Source organism: Listeria goaensis (assembly GCF_900186125.1).
In the GTDB taxonomy this organism is placed as follows: domain Bacteria; phylum Bacillota; class Bacilli; order Lactobacillales; family Listeriaceae; genus Listeria; species Listeria goaensis.
Map to the genome: position 1 here is coordinate 117,357 of NZ_FYBQ01000003.1, position 17,209 is coordinate 134,565.

At 42.2% G+C, this 17,209-nt stretch carries 19 protein-coding genes and 2 pseudogenes; 12 read left to right on the plus strand and 9 right to left on the minus strand.

The annotated features are described in order from the left end of the window. Positions 1 to 34 precede the first annotated feature (34 nt). From CFT42_RS05225 to CFT42_RS05235, 3 genes are all read right to left on the minus strand, one after another. On the minus strand, positions 35 to 1,186 hold the full coding sequence (locus tag CFT42_RS05225) for an ABC transporter permease (RefSeq protein WP_088810595.1): 1,152 nt from the start codon (positions 1,184 to 1,186) through the stop codon (positions 35 to 37). Further along, a complete protein-coding gene (locus tag CFT42_RS05230) occupies positions 1,183 to 2,058 on the minus strand; it encodes an ABC transporter ATP-binding protein (RefSeq protein WP_088810596.1) in 876 nt (291 codons plus the stop codon). Before CFT42_RS05230 ends, CFT42_RS05225 begins: the two co-directional genes overlap by 4 nt. A 64-nt stretch (positions 2,059 to 2,122) precedes the next feature. Further along, positions 2,123 to 2,422, minus strand: a complete 300-nt coding sequence (locus CFT42_RS05235) for a hypothetical protein (RefSeq protein WP_088810597.1) — start codon at positions 2,420 to 2,422, stop codon at positions 2,123 to 2,125. 188 nt (positions 2,423 to 2,610) lie between these two features. On the opposite strand from CFT42_RS05235, the gene CFT42_RS05240 reads away from it, so the two are divergent. Further along, the gene (locus CFT42_RS05240; protein WP_088815573.1) at positions 2,611 to 3,600 is read left to right on the plus strand and encodes a winged helix DNA-binding domain-containing protein; all 990 of its coding nucleotides are present in this window, start codon (positions 2,611 to 2,613) and stop codon (positions 3,598 to 3,600) included. Here CFT42_RS05240 and hisJ read toward each other — a convergent pair. Beyond that, a complete protein-coding gene (hisJ, locus tag CFT42_RS05245) occupies positions 3,570 to 4,391 on the minus strand; it encodes a histidinol-phosphatase HisJ (protein ID WP_088810599.1) in 822 nt (273 codons plus the stop codon). The genes CFT42_RS05240 and hisJ overlap by 31 nt on opposite strands. Positions 4,392 to 4,497: 106 nt before the next feature. On the opposite strand from hisJ, the gene hisZ reads away from it, so the two are divergent. The 11 genes from hisZ to CFT42_RS05300 all read left to right on the plus strand — a co-directional run bounded on the left by hisZ (position 4,498) and on the right by CFT42_RS05300 (position 13,820). After that, on the plus strand, positions 4,498 to 5,682 hold the full coding sequence (gene hisZ, locus CFT42_RS05250) for an ATP phosphoribosyltransferase regulatory subunit (RefSeq protein WP_088815574.1): 1,185 nt from the start codon (positions 4,498 to 4,500) through the stop codon (positions 5,680 to 5,682). Then, on the plus strand, positions 5,679 to 6,332 hold the full coding sequence (gene hisG / locus CFT42_RS05255; RefSeq protein ID WP_088815575.1) for an ATP phosphoribosyltransferase: 654 nt from the start codon (positions 5,679 to 5,681) through the stop codon (positions 6,330 to 6,332). Before hisZ ends, hisG begins: the two co-directional genes overlap by 4 nt. Next, positions 6,313 to 7,596, plus strand: coding sequence for a histidinol dehydrogenase (gene hisD, locus CFT42_RS05260; RefSeq protein ID WP_088815576.1), 1,284 nt, complete (start codon positions 6,313 to 6,315; stop codon positions 7,594 to 7,596). Before hisG ends, hisD begins: the two co-directional genes overlap by 20 nt. After that, on the plus strand, positions 7,583 to 8,167 hold the full coding sequence (gene hisB / locus CFT42_RS05265) for an imidazoleglycerol-phosphate dehydratase HisB (RefSeq protein ID WP_088815577.1): 585 nt from the start codon (positions 7,583 to 7,585) through the stop codon (positions 8,165 to 8,167). Before hisD ends, hisB begins: the two co-directional genes overlap by 14 nt. Beyond that, entirely contained in the window at positions 8,168 to 8,797 is a 630-nt protein-coding gene (gene hisH / locus CFT42_RS05270) for an imidazole glycerol phosphate synthase subunit HisH (protein WP_088815730.1), read from the plus strand. Beyond that, positions 8,770 to 9,483 (plus strand): 1-(5-phosphoribosyl)-5-[(5-phosphoribosylamino)methylideneamino]imidazole-4-carboxamide isomerase, encoded by a 714-nt coding sequence (hisA, locus tag CFT42_RS05275; RefSeq protein WP_088810604.1) that lies wholly within the window; start codon positions 8,770 to 8,772, stop codon positions 9,481 to 9,483. The genes hisH and hisA overlap by 28 nt, the downstream gene beginning before the upstream one ends. Continuing rightward, on the plus strand, positions 9,483 to 10,238 hold the full coding sequence (gene hisF, locus CFT42_RS05280; RefSeq protein ID WP_088815578.1) for an imidazole glycerol phosphate synthase subunit HisF: 756 nt from the start codon (positions 9,483 to 9,485) through the stop codon (positions 10,236 to 10,238). The genes hisA and hisF overlap by 1 nt, the downstream gene beginning before the upstream one ends. Then, positions 10,235 to 10,555: a phosphoribosyl-AMP cyclohydrolase gene (gene hisI, locus CFT42_RS05285; RefSeq protein ID WP_088815579.1), complete on the plus strand. Its 321-nt coding sequence runs from the start codon at positions 10,235 to 10,237 to the stop codon at positions 10,553 to 10,555. The genes hisF and hisI overlap by 4 nt, the downstream gene beginning before the upstream one ends. Beyond that, entirely contained in the window at positions 10,549 to 10,860 is a 312-nt protein-coding gene (gene hisE / locus CFT42_RS05290; RefSeq protein ID WP_088810607.1) for a phosphoribosyl-ATP diphosphatase, read from the plus strand. Before hisI ends, hisE begins: the two co-directional genes overlap by 7 nt. Positions 10,861 to 11,301: 441 nt before the next feature. Continuing rightward, positions 11,302 to 12,678, plus strand: a complete 1,377-nt coding sequence (gdhA, locus tag CFT42_RS05295) for an NADP-specific glutamate dehydrogenase (RefSeq protein WP_088810608.1) — start codon at positions 11,302 to 11,304, stop codon at positions 12,676 to 12,678. A gap of 101 nt (positions 12,679 to 12,779) precedes the next feature. Further along, positions 12,780 to 13,820: a lactonase family protein gene (locus tag CFT42_RS05300; RefSeq protein ID WP_088810609.1), complete on the plus strand. Its 1,041-nt coding sequence runs from the start codon at positions 12,780 to 12,782 to the stop codon at positions 13,818 to 13,820. A 79-nt stretch (positions 13,821 to 13,899) separates the two neighbouring features. On the opposite strand, the gene CFT42_RS05305 is transcribed toward CFT42_RS05300, so the two are convergent. From CFT42_RS05305 to CFT42_RS05325, 5 genes and pseudogenes are all read right to left on the minus strand, one after another. Then, the gene (locus CFT42_RS05305) at positions 13,900 to 14,559 is read right to left on the minus strand and encodes a histidine phosphatase family protein (protein WP_162859601.1); all 660 of its coding nucleotides are present in this window, start codon (positions 14,557 to 14,559) and stop codon (positions 13,900 to 13,902) included. A gap of 477 nt (positions 14,560 to 15,036) precedes the next feature. Continuing rightward, a pseudogene (locus tag CFT42_RS05310) lies at positions 15,037 to 15,580 on the minus strand (RNA 2'-phosphotransferase). 4 nt (positions 15,581 to 15,584) lie between these two features. Continuing rightward, positions 15,585 to 15,944 (minus strand): hypothetical protein, encoded by a 360-nt coding sequence (locus CFT42_RS05315; protein ID WP_088810612.1) that lies wholly within the window; start codon positions 15,942 to 15,944, stop codon positions 15,585 to 15,587. A gap of 19 nt (positions 15,945 to 15,963) precedes the next feature. Then, positions 15,964 to 16,515 (minus strand): annotated as a pseudogene (locus tag CFT42_RS14950) (T7SS effector LXG polymorphic toxin); the annotation flags it as partial. Between the two features lie 279 nt (positions 16,516 to 16,794). Further along, entirely contained in the window at positions 16,795 to 17,193 is a 399-nt protein-coding gene (locus CFT42_RS05325; protein WP_088810613.1) for a hypothetical protein, read from the minus strand. Positions 17,194 to 17,209 lie beyond the last annotated feature (16 nt).

Here is a 17,209-nt window from a genome sequence, read left to right on the forward strand (position 1 = left end):
GCGAATAGACTTTGAGATTTTTTTCAAAGTCTATTTATTTGTTTAAAATTAGCTTTTCATTTGTCGACAGTTTAAAAATAAGGAGCTGACATATTACAATGTACGAAAGTAAAACGCCTACACCCGTAATGACATTTATGAAACTACTTCCCAGTTTTGCACCAATATTTCCATTTGCCAAATTGACAACATCGACATACACAAACGGATTAAACATTAGTAAAATGCCTGCATCTGATTCCATTTTGCCTAGTAAAAATCCCGAACTGAAAATAAGCAAGAATATAATAATGACGCTCAAAATATTATTTCTGCAAACTAAATTGAGCACAGTCAGTAAAGAAACTAGAAATAGCACGATAAATACGGCTATTATGACGGCAGCAGCTAAAACTTCACCTTCTGTGCCAATATAAAAATCAGCACCTTTTTGAATAATAGCTGGCATTTGGAAGGTTTTAAAACCATTTTTCAAACTTGGAATCAAGTAAGCGGCGGAAAGTGTTACAAGTAGAAAAATACCGCCAGAAGTCAAGGCTACAAGTTCTTTCGTAAGCAAAACATGTCTTTTTTTGATTGGCAAACTCCAGAAAAAGCGTAATTTCCCAGAATCAATATCAGAGCCTATGACGGTCAGTGACGCCAGTAAAAAGAGCAGCGGAAAAATATACGGAAAGAGGAATTGAAGCGCACCCAATGTAAAGCCCGAACCGTTTAAATGAAATTCTGTTCCGCTGTATTCAAAATTTCCTTGGTCATATTTTTCTTTTAAAGCAATTTGCATTTCGAGTTGTTTTTCGGTCATTTCCGTATACGTATTGCCACTTCTAACATCTTGCAACAAATTTTTGTCTTCTGTAATTTGCAGTTTCAGTCTTTCTTTTGATTTCCCTTGTTTCATTGCTTCTAACTTCGCTTTTGCCACTTTTAAGTCTCGCTCATATTCACTGAGAACTTGATTTTTTGCAATTGACTTGGCCGGATCCGCCTTCACACCTTGAATCGCCATCTCAATACTTTGAATCTCCTCTTGTTCACTATTTATCTCGTTCTCTTTTTCAAAATTAAATTGTGACTGATAAAAAACAAAAAGTATCGCAATTAAACTGACGATTAAAATAAGCAAAATGAGAAATAATTTTCGTTTCATTAATTTTTGCCATTCAAAGCGGTACATATTCCTCATTCGCCGCCATCCTCCTTCTGTTCATAAATTTCATGATATAAGTGTTTCGTTTTTTCATTTTGCAACAAAATATTTGCAACATCCACCTGTAAATCATTTAAAAGCCGTGTCAAATCTATTAATTTTCCCGCCGAAATTTTAACTATAAGTAAATTTTCATCTTTCCTATTAAGCGAGTAAATCGAGTTGTGGCTTTCTAACGTTTGAATCGCCTGCGCTGTTAGTCCCGTTTTCAGCGTGATTTGATATTCCTCCAGATGCTGTTCACCCACTTCTTCTGCTTGAACAATCATTCCTTGTTTTAAAAATAAAACGGTGTCCGCAATTTCATCTATATCTGACAAAATATGGGAGGAAATAAAAATTTGCTTCCCGCTGTGCTTCAACTCTTGGATACAAAATTTAAATTCAGTGCTTACAGATGGGTCCAGTCCATTAAATGGTTCGTCTAAAATTAAAATATCCCCATCTGCAACAAGCGCCATCGCAAATAGCAATTGTTGTTTCATTCCTAAAGAATACGTGCCAACTTTTTTATTTATAAAAGGCATTATATGTAATTTCTCAACAATCTCTGTTATCTTTTTCACATTCCCATACATCCGTCCAATGAATAGAAGATGATTCATCCCTGTTAAATACGAATATAAAATGCTGTTATCTTGCATAAAATAAAGCGTTTTATTATCCTCCGTAACTAGGATTTCGCCGCTACTCGCGCAAAGGACACCGCTCATAATCCGCATTAACGTTGTTTTCCCGCTTCCATTAGGCCCGACTAAAGCAACCACTTTTCCTCGTCCTAAAGAAAAAGTGATATCGTTTAGTATATTGACCTGCCTAATACTTTTCGCTATATGGTTCATCTGCATGTTCACTTACTCCTTCTACTATAAAGCAGGAATCTAGTGAAGTTACCAGATTCCAAGCGATTTATTAATATGTTTTCCAAGTTCTCGTGTAAGCTGTGCAACTTCCTGATTGGTACGCATAAAGCCGTTTTGTTTTTGTTGTGTAGCTTGCACCATTTTGGTAAGAGATTGTTCGATAATTTTTATTTCTCGTGAAATTTTCCACCCCAAAAAGTGTCCGATAAAACCCCTTTTCATAGTAGTACAAGACGCTTGATACTTGCAGAGCCTCTGCTTTTTGCCCTTGAAACATAAACACAAAGCTAAATCCTAACATCAAACTTAGAAGTACCTTCAAACCTTTATTTTTCTTTTTTTCTGTCATAATGCTTCATCTCCTTTCGTGTAATGATCCTACCTTAGCATAGATTTGTATCACTTGTAAACAAATAATCTGAAATATGTTTTTTTCAGCTATTTTTTAGTTTTTTAATGAATAATCTTACTTCGTGACCTTTTTTTAGTTGCTTTTTCACGCTGCTTTCTCTATTCTAAAAAAAAGGAGTGCTGCAAATGAAAAAATCAGATTTAATCCACTTACGAACAGGCGCACAGCGTATTTTAGCGCCTTTTGAAACGCCAGATGAAGTGGTCGCTTATTTTGGAGCGATGCAGGCGCAGAACCGGGCGCAAATGCTTTATGCGATTGCAAGTCGGACAAAAAATTCGAGTCGCGCTGAAATTGAGCGGACGCTCGCGGAGAATCAAATCATTCGCGGATGGGCATTTCGCGGGACGATTCATGCGATGCGCCCGGAAGATTATTTTTTGCTGAAAGAGGTTTACGGCGCGCGAACTCTTCAAATCTTTCGCGGTTATTGGAAAAAATTAGGGATTTCAGAAAGCGATTTTGAGCGAAGTAACGCTGAACTTAAAAAGCAGCTTAGCGATGGGCCTAAAACGCGCGCGGAGCTTTCAGCGAGCATCGAACAGCTTGAATTGCCATGTTCGGGCATTCCATTTACGCAGCTCATTGCGAGGGCCAATCTAGATGACATTTTAGTTTTCCATGCGGATGCGAATACGTTTCAAAATACGGAATTTTTGGAGCAGCATAAAACAGATGCCACATTTGATGAGGCACTCCAAGAACTCGGACGGATTTATTTTAAAAGCCGCGGCCCGGCGACCATTCAAGATTTCAATTGGTGGAGCGGACTTCCGCAGACGACCATCAAAAAAATGCTTGCGAGTTTAAGCGGCGAACTCGTACAAGATGGCGACTTTTATTTTTACCCGGAAACGAAAAAAACGGCGACTAATCACACCGTTTTGCTCGCCGGCTTTGACGAATGGCTCATCAGCTACCGCGACCGCTCCGTGCATTTGCCAGAAGAATTGCAACGCGAAGTCATTACAAAAAACGGCCTCTTTCGGCCGATTGTCGTCCAAAACGGTGTTGTGAAAGGCACTTGGAAAGTAGAGAAAAACAGCATCGTGCATACCTCGGGCTTAAAAATTCCGGCGACGAACTATGACAAGTTTTCAGAAAAAACCGAGTAAGCTCGTCCAACATCACGGACGGCATGTGAATCAGACCCATAAACAAGCGGAATGCCTAGGTGTTTCGCTTGTTTGACGTACATCTCAGGCGGATATGTCGCACGGCAGTCCACTTTAAAAAGCCCCGCCGTATTGTAATCAAGCGCATAGCCGCTACGCTGCACAAGTTCCAGCACGTCCGTCATCACGTCGTCTGGAAGAGCTGTTTCTGTATTAAACGCGTGCCTAAATTTCTGACAAAGCGAAATATGCCCCAACCGCTTCGGCTTGAACGCCCCCAAATCCGCCAAAATCGAGGCTTTTATTTGTTCCAAATACGCGATTTGAGCCTCCCGAAAACCACCATAAAAATCGACAATACCCGTTTTGTAATCTGCCGCGCTAAAATCGATCGAACGAATGCCGTCCTGCCCTTCCAAAAAATGCACGCTCAAAATACCATCATCTAATTCTGGCCCATATTCATTCAAAAAGTCGCGCGTAAATGCTTCAAACTGCGCCAAATAATCCACCTCAAAACCAATTTTAATTTTGAGATCGCTCCGATATTTCGCCCTAAGCCGCGCCATCTCCTTCAAATAATACGGCAAATCGCTCATCGCCATGCTCGCCGTTTCGTATGCCTCCCGCTCCCCTGCTGCCTGCTGACTAAAATGAGCCGGAAGTGGCATATGTTCGGTGACAGAATATGTATCAAACCCTAATTCGATAGCTCGAATAATGAAACGCTCCACTTCCTCCCTTGAACCGTGCGGACAAAACTCCGTATGCGTGTGCCCATCCCATTTCATGCGCGTCCCCTCCTTATTTTCCATCATTATAACATAAAACCATTTACAAAAACGCTTTAACATGCTAATATGCTAATAAGTTAAAATATCAGAAAGGAGTTTGCAGATGAACTGGAATTTAAATTTGCCAACTGGGACACGCGATAAGCTTTTTCGGGAAGCCGAAGCGGCCTACAAATTGGAGCACACCGTCCAAGATTTTTTCAAAAAGCGGGGTTTTATGCGCATTGAAACGCCAATTATCGAATTTGAAGATGTTTTTTCGTTAGAAACAAAGGAAACCCACTATCGTTTTTTTGATGAAAAAGGGAGAATGTTAGCCCTGCGCCCGGATATGACTTTACCGATAGGCCGTGTGGTACATACAACAGGCGTTTTGTTGCCGGTAAAGCTTGCCTATAGTGGGAAAATTTTTCGCGCGAATGCCAGTCACGGCGGCGACCGAAATGAAGAAATGCAAGCTGGGATTGAACTAATTGGTTACGGCTCAAGAAAAGCGGAAGTGGAATGTTTGTTATCTGGGATTCGGCTTATGCGGGAACTGCAAATTCCGGATTTTCAGATGGAGCTCGGACATGCTGGTTTTTATGAGCTACTCCTTCAAAAATTAAGTTTAAGTGCGACGGAGGAAGTTGAATTTCGTAAGCTGTTACAAAATAAAAGCCTGTCTGACATGGAGGTCTTCGCAAAACAATTTGAGCCACAGTGGACTCGCTTTTTATGCGCCCTGCCAAGACTATTCGGGCAAGTTGAAACGACGATTTCAGAGGCGAAGGAATTGTTACCTGACGCTGAACTCTATGCACCACTTGATGAAATTTTAGAGATTGCAGCAACGATTAAACAGGCTGAACCAGATGCGTTACTCACTGTCGATATTGGTTTAGTTCAGGAATTGCGCTATTATACGGGGCTCATTTTTCGCGGCTTTGCGAATTTTGCAGCGGATTATTTTTTAAGCGGCGGCAGATACGACCGGCTGTCGGAACATTTTGGAATGGAAAAGGTACCTGCGGTTGGGCTTGCCCTCCATTTAGATGCCATTTTAGCTCTCAAAGAGCGACACGGCTTAACTGAAAAGCTGGCTACAAAACGAGTGCTCATTCATTATGATTTAGCTGAACTAGGCGCGGCGGAGCGCTATTATCAGGAAAATCCAGATAGTACACTTAGCCTGTTAGACTCGGAAAACGAATCGATTGCTTTCGCGAGAAAATGGAAAATCGAGACTGTCGTTTCTTTCCAAAAAGAAGGTATGAAGGTGATTTTTGAGAGGGGTGAGCGGGTTTGAGGTTGAAGATTGCGCTAACGAAAGGTCGGCTTGAGGACGAGGCTGTGCGCTTACTTACTTTGGCGGGCGTTAATTGTACGGTTTTAGCGGATAAGAAGCGAAAATTGATTTTTCAAAGTGACACGGATGAAATTGATTTTTTCCTCGTAAAAGCGGTCGATGTGCTGACGTATGTGAAACACGGGGCGGCGGATATTGGGATTGTCGGGCGCGATATTTTGCTTGAGGCGGCGAGTAGTTATTATGAAGTGCTCGATTTGAACATTGGCAAATGCCAGTTTTGTTTGGCGGCTCCGCCTACGTTTGATCCGACTGACTACAAGCGAAAAGTGATTGCGACGAAATATCCGAACGTAACGGAAGAATTTTTCCGGGCGCGCGGCGAGGATGTTGAAATTATTAAAATCGAAGGTTCGGTTGAAATTGCGCCGCTACTTGGTTTGGCGGACGCTATCGTCGACATTGTGGAAACCGGCGCGACACTGCGTGACAATGGCCTTGTGGTTGTAGAGAAACTTTATCCGATTTCGGCACGACTGATTGTGAATAAGGCTTCTCTTAAGCAAAATAAAACGCGAATTTTTTCATTAATTGACAAGTTACAACTTGTTTTAAAGGAGCGGACGGCGAATGAAACGACTCACGGGTAATGTGGCAACTATTTTAAAACAATTGGAAGTGCGCGAACAGACGCATGTGGACGTAGGCGATGCTGTGCGCAAAATTATTTCTGCTGTGGAGGAAGACGGTGACGCGGCTTTAGTTCGCCTGACAAAGGAATTTGATGACGTGGATTTGACGGCATTTCGGGTGAGCCAAGCTGAAATTGATGCGGCATATGAATCCGTGCCCGCCTCGCTTATTCGGGCGCTTGAAACTGCACGTAAGAACATTTCGGACTACCATGAAAAACAAAAACGCAGTGGTTTTTTAGACAGCGAAAAAGACGGGGTTGTTCGCGGCATGCGTGTGACGCCAATTGATTCAGTCGGCATTTATGTGCCTGGTGGGACGGCGAGCTATCCTTCATCGGTTTTGATGAACGCGATTCCGGCAAAAGTCGCTGGCGTTGAAAAAATTGTGATGGTGACCCCGCCTGATGTGGACTTAAATCCTGCCGTACTTGCCGCTGCGAAAATTGCGGGCGTTGACGAAGTGTTCACAATTGGCGGGGCCCAAGCTATTGCGGCGTTAGCGTACGGGACAGACTCCATTCCCCGCGTTGCCAAAATTGTTGGGCCGGGAAATATTTTTGTGGCAACAGCCAAGCGCGAAGTGTTCGGTCAAGTCGGCATCGATATGATTGCGGGACCTTCTGAGATTCTTATTTTAGCAGACGAAACGGCGAATCCAGCCTTTATTGCGGCGGATTTGTTGTCACAGGCTGAACATGATGAACTTGCGCGCGTCACTTTGGTGACGACATCAAACGCGCTTATTCAAGCGACAGAAGACGAATTGTTGCGGCAAGTTCAGTCACTTTCACGGAAAACAATTTGTGAGGTGGCGCTTCAGAACGGGCATTTCATTTTGGCGGAGAGCACGGCGGATATGTTCGCAATCGCGAATGAAATTGCACCCGAACATCTTGAAATCCAAATGGAAAACCCTCTGCTTTATTTACCGCAAATTAAAAATGCAGGTTCGATTTTCCTCGGTGCACATGCGACTGAACCGCTTGGCGATTATATCGCGGGACCAAACCACGTCATTCCAACGGCAGGCACAGCGAAGTTTTCCTCTCCGCTTGGCGTGGACGATTTTACAAAACGCTCAAGTTTTATTTTATATTCAGAAAATGCGCTTAAAGATGCGGCCAGAGATGTAATAGAGCTCGCTGAATCAGAAGGCTTAACCGCACATGCACGCGCCATTCAAATTCGATTGGAGGAAAGGCAAGATGAGAACTTCTAAAATAAGCCGGGAAACTGGCGAAACAAAAATCACACTAGTACTTCAGCTTGATAAACAAAATGCTTCTGAGATTCAAACCGGGGTTGGTTTTTTAGATCACATGTTGACACTGTTCGCTAAACACGCGCGCCTCAGTCTTGTCTGTCTCGCAAAGGGAGATACGGAAGTCGATTTTCACCATACAACAGAAGATATTGGGATTGTGCTCGGGAAATGCCTTGCGGAAGCGCTCGGCGATAAGGCGCAAATTAATCGTTACGGCAACGCTTTTGTCCCGATGGATGAAAGTCTCGGCCATTGTTCGCTCGATTTCTCAGGTCGGAGTTTTCTCGTTTTTGACGCCCCATTTGAACGCGATAAAGTTGGCGATTTCGACACGGAACTCGTACAAGAATTTTTCCAAGCGGTCGCATCAAACGCTAAGTTGACCCTGCACTTGCGCGTACTTTACGGGCAAAATACGCACCATAAAATCGAATCGCTATTTAAAGCTTTCGGGCGCGCCCTTTCTGAAGCAGTCACGATAAACCCTGAAATCGAAGGCGTGAACTCCACGAAAGGAGTCCTGTAAATGATTGCCATTATTGACTACGATACTGGAAATACACGCAGTTTGAAAAAAGCACTCGATTTTGTGGGACTTTCTAGCCAACTTACGGCGGACCCGGCAGAAATACAGACGGCAGATGGCATTATCCTTCCCGGCGTGGGCGCCTTCCCCGATGCGATGGCCAAACTCGAAGAACGAAAACTTGTGACACCCATTTTAACGGCCGCAAAAAAAGGTACTCCCCTACTCGGAATTTGTCTTGGCATGCAGCTGTTGCTTGATTCAAGCGAGGAACACACGCTGACGAAAGGGCTCGGCCTGATTCCCGGAACAGTCAAAAAAATCCCCGAAGAGGCTGGCTTCAAAGTGCCACATATGGGCTGGAATCAAATTGACGTGCAGCAAGAAAATCTTCTTACGGAAAATTTAAACGAACGTTATGTCTACTTTGTGCATTCTTATTTTGCAGAAACGGATTCGGCTTATATTTCTGCTGTAGCAAAACATAGTCTAGCTGTGCCGGCGCTCATTCAACGTGAAAATGTATACGGGGCGCAGTTTCACCCTGAAAAAAGTGATACGGTTGGTTTGGAAATTTTACGTGGCTTTAAGGAGGTTGTGCGATGCGTGTCTACCCAGCAATTGACATAAAAAACGGCAAATGTGTGCGGCTGTATCAAGGCAATTTCGACAAGGAAACGATTGTGAATCCAAATCCGGTGGCGCAAGCTCTGGCATTTCAAAAATCAGGCGCTTCGTATTTGCATATTGTGGATTTGGACGGCGCATTAAACGGCGAGCCCGCGAACCTCGCTTTAATCCAAGAAATGAGTGAACAAACGGGTTTACCGGTACAAGTTGGTGGCGGGATTCGTTCGATGCAGCAAGTGGCGGCGTATCTCGAAAGTGGGATTGCACGGGTGATTATTGGCTCAAGTGCCGTCTCCTCGCCTGAATTTGTGCGCGAGGCGGTGACTAAGTACGGCGAGCGAATCGCGGTTGGAATTGATGCTAAAAACGGCTTTGTTGCAACTGATGGTTGGCTGAACACGAGTGATATTCGCTTCACTGACTTTGCGGTTCAAATGGAAAAACTTGGTGTTGCGACGCTGATTTTTACGGATATTGGGCGCGACGGAACGCTCGCTGGTCCGAATTTTGAACAGCTTGCGGCGCTACAAAACGCAGTTTCCTGCGCAATTATTGCTTCTGGTGGCGTGAAAAATCAAGCGGATTTAATCGCGCTTAAAAAGCAAAAACTAGCGGGCGCCATCGCTGGAAAAGCGCTATATAGCGAAAGCCTCACGATGAAAGAAATTTTGGAGGTGGAAAACTAATGCTCACAAAACGCATCATTCCTTGTCTCGACGTAACAAATGGCCGTGTCGTCAAAGGCATCAATTTTGTTGCCCTACAAGACGTTGGCGACCCCGTTGAAATCGCGAAAGCATACAACAAAGCCGGTGCCGACGAAATTGTGTTCCTCGATATAACAGCCACAAATGAAGGGCGCAAAACGATGATCGATGTCGTCGAAAAAACAGCCGAACAAGTTTTCATTCCATTAACAGTTGGCGGCGGCATTCAAACGACCGCAGAAATGCAGGCGCTTCTAAAAGCTGGCGCAGATAAAATTTCATTAAATTCAGCGGCCATCAAACGCAAAGAGCTCATTTCAGAAGGAGCGAATAAATTCGGCACCCAGTGCATCGTCGTCGCAATCGATGCCAAGCGCGTAGAGGATTCGTGGCACGTTTTCACACACGGCGGCAGACATGATACAGGCCTCGATGCCGTTTTATGGGCAAAAAAAGCGGAAGCACTCGGGGCTGGCGAAATTTTACTCACAAGCATGGACGGCGACGGGACAAAAAACGGCTATGACATCGCCCTCACGAAAACGATTGCGCAGGCCGTCAAAATTCCTGTCATCGCCTCTGGTGGTTGCGGAAGCACCGCGCACATGGTCGATATTTTCACCCAAACAGAAGCAAGCGCCGCACTTGCCGCGAGCATTTTCCACTACGGCGAGCTTGATATTCAGGACGTGAAACAAACACTCAAAAAAAACGCAGTGGAGGTGCGCTTATGACAATCGATTTTTCAAAAGGACTCGTTCCAGCCATTATCGTGGACGCCTCAGACGGCGAAGTTCTCATGCTCGCCTACATGAACGAAGAAAGCTACCAAAAAACGCTCGAAACCGGCTACACCTGGTTCTTTTCGAGAAAAAAACAAGCACTTTGGAATAAAGGAGCGACAAGCGGGCATGTGCAACGAGTCGCACAAATAACGGCCGACTGCGATTTAGACACCTTGCTTATTCGCGTCCACCAAACCGGGCCCGCCTGCCACTTAGGTTCGCGCTCTTGTTTCACAAATGAAATAAAGGATGTGTCGTCATGTTAGAAAAGCTATACGCTGAAATTGCGAGCCGAAAAACCGCGCCAAAAGAAGGCTCCTACACAACCTATTTGTTCGACCGCGGTTTAGACAAGATTTTAAAAAAAGTTGGCGAAGAAGCAACCGAAGTCATTATTGCCGCCAAAAATGAAAAAGCCGAATTGATTAGCGAAACCGCCGATTTGACGTACCACCTACTCGTTTTGCTCGTGGAATCTGGCGTCACCCTTTCTGAAATCGAACAAAAACTCCTTGAACGCGAAGGTCGCCTCAGTAAAACGAGCGACCGTAAGGAAATCCAAGATTTGTGACAAAATTGTAATGTTGCACCCGCAAATTGTAAGCCAATGAGCAGGATTAATTGCCACTATTCTTCTATACTTATTTTATCGGAGAAAGTTACTTTACCCAAAGAATAACTTGTGACTTTCCTGAGACAAACGACTTTATGTCTATTCATTAAGTTTCCCAATTATCCCTTGATTTTGTCTCAGAAATCACAACTCCAATTAACTCCCTGTTTTCCCATGCGTCCCCCCGCATGGGAATTTTTTTGTGCGCCCAATCATACAATATTTTCTTTGTTATGCCTATATATTTATTTTTTTCAGAAAATTTGTTTTTTTACTTGCCAGATATATTTTTAACATGGTAAACTTAACAACAAGAGTAATATAATTTCACATCCCACCAAACATATGCGGAATAATTAACATTCCGTGCAAGTTAATCATTTTCAAAGGAGTGTTAATATGGGGCAAACAACAATGGTTTCAGAAAATCGTCAAGCTGCTGAGCAATATACGGCGGAGATTTTTGAAACAATCAAAAGACGTAATCCAGAAGAAACTGAATTTCATCAAGCAGTAAAGGAATTTTTAAATGCGATTATTCCTGCGCTGGAAAAAGACCCTAAGTACCAAGAAAACGGCATTTTAGAGCGTCTAACTGAACCTGAACGCCTTATTACATTCCGTGTTCCCTGGGTAGATGATGCCGGAAAGGTACGAGTAAACCGCGGATTCCGCGTACAATTTAATAGCGCTATCGGCCCTTACAAAGGCGGACTTCGCTTCCACCCTTCGGTAAATGGGAGTATAGTAAAATTTCTAGGCTTTGAACAAATTTTCAAGAACGCCCTAACTGGTTTGCCAATCGGCGGTGGTAAAGGCGGTTCCGATTTTGATCCAAAAGAAAAATCCGATGCAGAAATTATGCGCTTCTGTCAAAGTTTCATGTCTGAACTCGCGGTGCACATCGGCCCAGATACAGATGTCCCTGCTGGTGATATCGGCGTATCCGGTCGCGAAATCGGCTATTTATTCGGGCAGTATAAAAAAATGACGAGCCGTTTTGACGCTGGCACCATCACTGGTAAAGGCCTCACATATGGTGGGAGCTTGACGCGAACAGAAGCAACAGGTTACGGTCTTGTTTATTTCACAAAAGAAATGCTCGCCGCAACAAATCAGTCTTTTAAAAATAAAACGGTTGTCGTTTCTGGCTCTGGTAATGTGGCCATCTATGCGATTGAAAAAGCCGAAGAACTAGGCGCAAAAGTAGTAGCTTGTAGCGATTCTGACGGCTATATTTTTGACCCAGAAGGTATTAATCTTAAAACATTAAAACAAATAAAAGAAGTAGAGCGTCGGCGCCTTCACACCTATCTTGAAAAACACCCCACTGCCGAATTTTATGAAAATGGCGATATTTGGTCAGTGCCATGTGACATTGCCTTGCCATGTGCGACGCAAAATGAAATTAGCGAACAACAAGCGAAAACGCTCGTTCAAAACGGTGTCATCGCTGTTGCAGAAGGGGCAAACATGCCGTCCACACTAGAAGCTGTTTCGGTTTTCCATGAGAATAAAATCTTATTTGGTCCTGCAAAAGCAGCAAATGCTGGAGGAGTTGGTGTTTCTGCTCTTGAAATGGCGCAAAACAGCAGTCGAATGAGTTGGAGTTTTGCTGAAGTCGATGACCACCTAAAAAATATTATGAAAAACATTTATAAAAACGCTAGCTTCGTTGCAAAAGAATATGGTTACGAGGGTGACCTCGTCGTCGGAGCAAACATCGCCGGCTTCCTAAAAGTTGCCGATACAATGCTTGCACAAGGCGTTGTATAAGAAAGAATCACTTAAGCTCCTATGCTTTCAGTCAGCATAGGAGCTTAAGTCTGTGCTATAATAAAGCGTGAAATGACTTTTTAACAGGAGGAATCGAATTTATGTCAAATAAAACCGCAACCGCATACATTGGTACATATACGAAAGTGGAAAGTAAAGGAATTTATCGCCTTGTAATGGACCGCGAAACGGGCGAAGTTTTAGAAAATAAGCACGCGGGCACAATGGATAACCCAACTTATTTAAAAATTTCAGATGATGAAAAATATTTGTATTCTGTAGCGAAAGACGGCGATAAAGGTGGCCTTGCTGCATTCAAAATTAATGAGGACGGCTCACTTGCTCTTTTAAATGAACAAGTAAAAACTGGCAATCCTCCTTGTTATGTTGATGCATCGGCTGACAATTCAATTGTTGTTTCAGCGAACTATCACTTAGGAACCATTTTAAGTTATCCAACTGAAAACGGCGCACTAGGCGCACCGATTTCTGAAATCGAGCATACCGGAAAAAGCGTACACGAACGCCAAGAAAAACCACATGCACACTTTGCTGGCTTTACGCCCGATCAAAAATTTGTCGTGACATGTGACCTTGGAACGGACTACGTGACGACGTATAGCGCGACGTCTGGCAAACTTGAAAAGGTGGCTGATTTGCTTCTCACACCTGGAAGCGGACCACGAAACTTAGTTTTCCACCCAAATGCGAAGTACGTGTATATCATGACCGAGCTCACATCAGAAGTTGTTGTAGCAGAGTATAACAGCACGAGCGGCGAGTTGACGGTCGTTCAAACGATTCCATCGCTTCCGGCTGATTTTACAGCTGAAAACAAAGGGAGTGCCATTCACATTTCAAACGACGGACGCTTCCTCTATGTTTCCAACCGCGGTCAAGATGCGATTGTTTCTTTTGCGATTGATAAAACCGGACAATTGAGTTTGCTGGAAACGGTACCCGTTTTAGGTGTCGGACCGCGCGATTTTGACTTAGATAAAACTGGCGAAATCCTCGTTGCAACAAACGAAAACTCCAACAACGTTACTATTTTCAGCGTCAACAAAGAAACCGGCAAACTGACTTTACTCCAAAAAGATATCAAAGTTCCAGAACCAGTTTGCGTCAAATTCATGAAATAAGAAATATAATAAAAAGCATAAATCCAGCAATAACGCCATTTCTAGAGATGGGTTTTACTGGGTTTATGCTTTTTTCAATTTATTTTTGTCCTGCTAAAATATAACTAGTGTCATTCACCGACTCCACGCGTATTTCTCCGTTTTCATACACCATTTTCGTAATGCTCGCGTTTTCAAGCATCGGGTTTACAAATTCCGGCGCCAAAATCGTCAAATAGGCGTTAATCGTCATTCCGTGCGCCACCACCAAGACGTGCTTTTCGCTTTCGCCTTGTTCCTGCTCGATCATTTTGTCTAAAGCGCGCATGAGGCGCGCCTCCATATCTGCCCAGCTTTCTGAAAGACCGGTTTCGTCAAGCTCACTCACAGCCTCAAGCACCAATTGGACCCCTTTTAAACCTAAATTTCGCATGCCTTCCTCTGGCGAAGCATAACCAAGATGTGCCATCACGGTGCTAAACATTTCCTCATTCGGCGAACCTTCAAATTTCCCAAAGCAAAATTCGCGCAAATCTTTTAGAATATTTTTCTCCAGATGGGTCTGTCCACTTTCCACTAAAATAATATCCGCCGTTTCAATTGTCCGTCCACGGTCGCTCGTATAAACCGCATCAAACGAAATATCTAAACCGCGACCTAAGTATTCTGCCACTTCCCGGCCTTCATTCGTCAGCGGCGAATCTGACCACCCTTGCACTTTTTCAAGTGTATTAAGCAACGTCTTACCGTGCCTTGTCATATAAAAAGTTATTTTCGAATCCAATTTTCTGTCGCCCCCTCCCTTTTATCTTAGCAAACTGACACCAAAAAAGGAACCGTTTTCAGGCTCCCAAATTTGTTAATCAATACGGCATATGTATTTTTATTAAAAAATAAATATGTTCTTAGTCCAGCATACAGAGAAAGATTTAAATCTTCAAGTAACTTGACATCCTAATCATCTTTATCCAGTTCCACAAATTGTTCCTTGAGTATTGCAAGTTGGAGTTTATTTGTTGAATCTCTGTATCATTTTACAACATAGTATATGGCTTTTAAGGATTCATTAAAACCTATCATTATTCACTTATATTTTCTGGCAATACTTATTAATACTAGAAAAGTATTTTCTAAAAATACAGTTAGTTTTTTTAACTATTGACAACTTGATTAGTGAGTTCACGCTTACTAATCAGGGCTTTACTATTCGACTCCAATCAGATAGTAGAGTACCTTTTTATTTTTGTGTAAATACTTCTATAAATTCTGATGGAATAGTATCTGCTAACCAAACTTTTTCATTTCCCAAATAAAACTTTGTTCCTTTCGCTCTAGCATTTTCTGTATTAATCACTAAAATAATCGGATTTTTCTCTTTTCCCTACTAAACTAGCTGTCTCTATATCTTCGGATAAATGAACATATTGTCGAGACATGGGAGATAAACCACTCTTTTCAATTTCAGATAAAAGATTATGTGCAGTTCCATGATACAGAAATTTAGGAGGAATAGCTTCTTCTTTTACTATTTTCATTGGAACAGAGTGTCCATATAATGCTCGAATACTATCCTCTTTGATTTCATGCCTCTTTTTTTCTGATTTTTCAATCATTACTTTTAAATCATCAAATTCTACATTTTGCCATTCGGTAGACTGATGTAATGCTTGTAATAATTGGTCAATTGGTACCCAACCATTTTTATCCAGTTCTAACTCATATTCCCATGGAGCATGACGTAATGCATAAGAAACTTCTTTACTCAATTTTGTATAGTTTATTTTATTAGACAATTTCTTCCTCCCGATTATATTCAGTCATTGTTTTAACAGCAAATTCTACCCACTCCCATAAATCCTCAAATTCGCCTCTTTGTTCAAAACCTTCCGTAGTGAAATCATGAATTAATTGAACTTTATTTTCTTTTCCAATCTCAAAACAAGCTATATCATCATTATCATCTCTTCTTGCAAAGGGTATTAACTTTCTATTAGGATACCTTTCTTTCAAATCATAGTACCTTCTAGTTGCTTGACCTGACTCAATTAAATACCACACATCAAAATCTACCAAGTTTAATTCAATTAATTTGTTATAGGCTTCAGGGTATATAAATACGTCTTCTTCAATATAAAATTTTTTCATGACTATAAGCACATTCTTTCTATTTCATTTTTTCTAAATCAAACGACCCCATTGGATTGTTATTTCTAAAATCAGCTTTCTGTTTTCCAACTCGTAACTCTATAGCTTCTCCCCATGTTTTTGGAACGCCTTTTTTTGTCGTAAATCTATCGATTGTGGCTTGATCAGGTAAAGGTGTATCATAGCTTCTAACATTGGCTTGAACGTCTATTCCAACCTCTCTAGCTGCTGCAACTCTTGTGTTATCAAGAGTTGTCAAACTACCATCAGGCATTCTCACAACATCAATTGGGTCACCTTTCCAACCATTCGCTTTCATGCTAGCAATAATTTCATCTGAACCATTTACAGAAGTTTGACTGAACCTAATTTCCGAAGGGTTAGCATTTTCAATATTCTTTCCAAGTCCACTAGCTCCCTCATACGTCATACTCCCCCGAATCGCCGCAGTACTCAAGCCCAACCCCATCACCACATCCATCAGGCCACTTTCATTCAGCGTGCCTTTCACCGATTCCACATATGCTGATGCCCGAAGCGTGCCGCCAGCCATACCGGTGTATTTCGTGCCGTCCATGATAAAGAAGTGGAAAAAAGAGAATAATGTCTCTTCTAATCCGTAAAACATTATAAAGAAAGTCAATAGACCGCTAGGCTCTCCTAACATCACTATTGACTTTCTTTAGCGGACATGTCAGTTTGTTAGTACCCGAGGCACTCACGAAATAGCTAGTACCTTGACTTGTCCCTTGAGCCTCTTAAGCATAACATGTCCACAGTTTACACTAAATATTTAAATTTATTCTTTCAAACCTTTTCTACTTCATCCTTAGAATCTAGCAAAATAACATTAAAAAATTGCCTTAAAAGGAGCATGTCCTGTTTCTGCATTTCTCAATAAGGTTGGTTTTCTGAAACGTAAACTCGTCTCTAATTTAAATATAGCAGTATCTTCTTCCATTTCATAAAAAGATACATTTATCCAAATTGGCACAAGTGGTTGCAAGCCAGCTAAAATTCCTACCGTTTGTTTTACTGGGATTTTTTTTCCACCAATATTTTCTTTACTTAAAATATTCAATCTCATATAATCATCTTCGGTACTTAGTGGTTTATTTTTTTCTTGTACTGGAACAATAATAAACTTACAATCATTAAAAGATACATTCTTTTTTTCTCTAATTTCCGCTACCGTAGCAATTAAGTTATTTTTAAAAATTTCCTTATTCATCTGAGTAACTTTCTCCACATTAATCTCCCCTTAA

What these genes read in the sequence shown, in the direction of transcription:
- CFT42_RS05300 (WP_088810609.1), top strand. Translation starts at nt 12,780, where the DNA reads ATGTCAAATAAAACCGCAACCGCATACATTGGTACATATACGAAAGTG.
- CFT42_RS05240 (WP_088815573.1), top strand. Translation starts at nt 2,611, where the DNA reads ATGAAAAAATCAGATTTAATCCACTTACGAACAGGCGCACAGCGTATT.
- hisB (WP_088815577.1), top strand. Translation starts at nt 7,583, where the DNA reads ATGAGAACTTCTAAAATAAGCCGGGAAACTGGCGAAACAAAAATCACA.
- CFT42_RS05225 (WP_088810595.1), bottom strand. Translation starts at nt 1,186, where the DNA reads ATGAGGAATATGTACCGCTTTGAATGGCAAAAATTAATGAAACGAAAA.
- hisD (WP_088815576.1), top strand. Translation starts at nt 6,313, where the DNA reads ATGAAACGACTCACGGGTAATGTGGCAACTATTTTAAAACAATTGGAA.
- gdhA (WP_088810608.1), top strand. Translation starts at nt 11,302, where the DNA reads ATGGGGCAAACAACAATGGTTTCAGAAAATCGTCAAGCTGCTGAGCAA.
- hisI (WP_088815579.1), top strand. Translation starts at nt 10,235, where the DNA reads ATGACAATCGATTTTTCAAAAGGACTCGTTCCAGCCATTATCGTGGAC.
- CFT42_RS05305 (WP_162859601.1), bottom strand. Translation starts at nt 14,559, where the DNA reads ATGACAAGGCACGGTAAGACGTTGCTTAATACACTTGAAAAAGTGCAA.
- hisJ (WP_088810599.1), bottom strand. Translation starts at nt 4,391, where the DNA reads ATGAAATGGGATGGGCACACGCATACGGAGTTTTGTCCGCACGGTTCA.
- hisH (WP_088815730.1), top strand. Translation starts at nt 8,168, where the DNA reads ATGATTGCCATTATTGACTACGATACTGGAAATACACGCAGTTTGAAA.
- hisZ (WP_088815574.1), top strand. Translation starts at nt 4,498, where the DNA reads ATGAACTGGAATTTAAATTTGCCAACTGGGACACGCGATAAGCTTTTT.
- CFT42_RS05235 (WP_088810597.1), bottom strand. Translation starts at nt 2,422, where the DNA reads ATGACAGAAAAAAAGAAAAATAAAGGTTTGAAGGTACTTCTAAGTTTG.
- CFT42_RS05230 (WP_088810596.1), bottom strand. Translation starts at nt 2,058, where the DNA reads ATGCAGATGAACCATATAGCGAAAAGTATTAGGCAGGTCAATATACTA.
- hisE (WP_088810607.1), top strand. Translation starts at nt 10,549, where the DNA reads ATGTTAGAAAAGCTATACGCTGAAATTGCGAGCCGAAAAACCGCGCCA.
- CFT42_RS05315 (WP_088810612.1), bottom strand. Translation starts at nt 15,944, where the DNA reads ATGAAAAAATTTTATATTGAAGAAGACGTATTTATATACCCTGAAGCC.
- hisF (WP_088815578.1), top strand. Translation starts at nt 9,483, where the DNA reads ATGCTCACAAAACGCATCATTCCTTGTCTCGACGTAACAAATGGCCGT.
- hisA (WP_088810604.1), top strand. Translation starts at nt 8,770, where the DNA reads ATGCGTGTCTACCCAGCAATTGACATAAAAAACGGCAAATGTGTGCGG.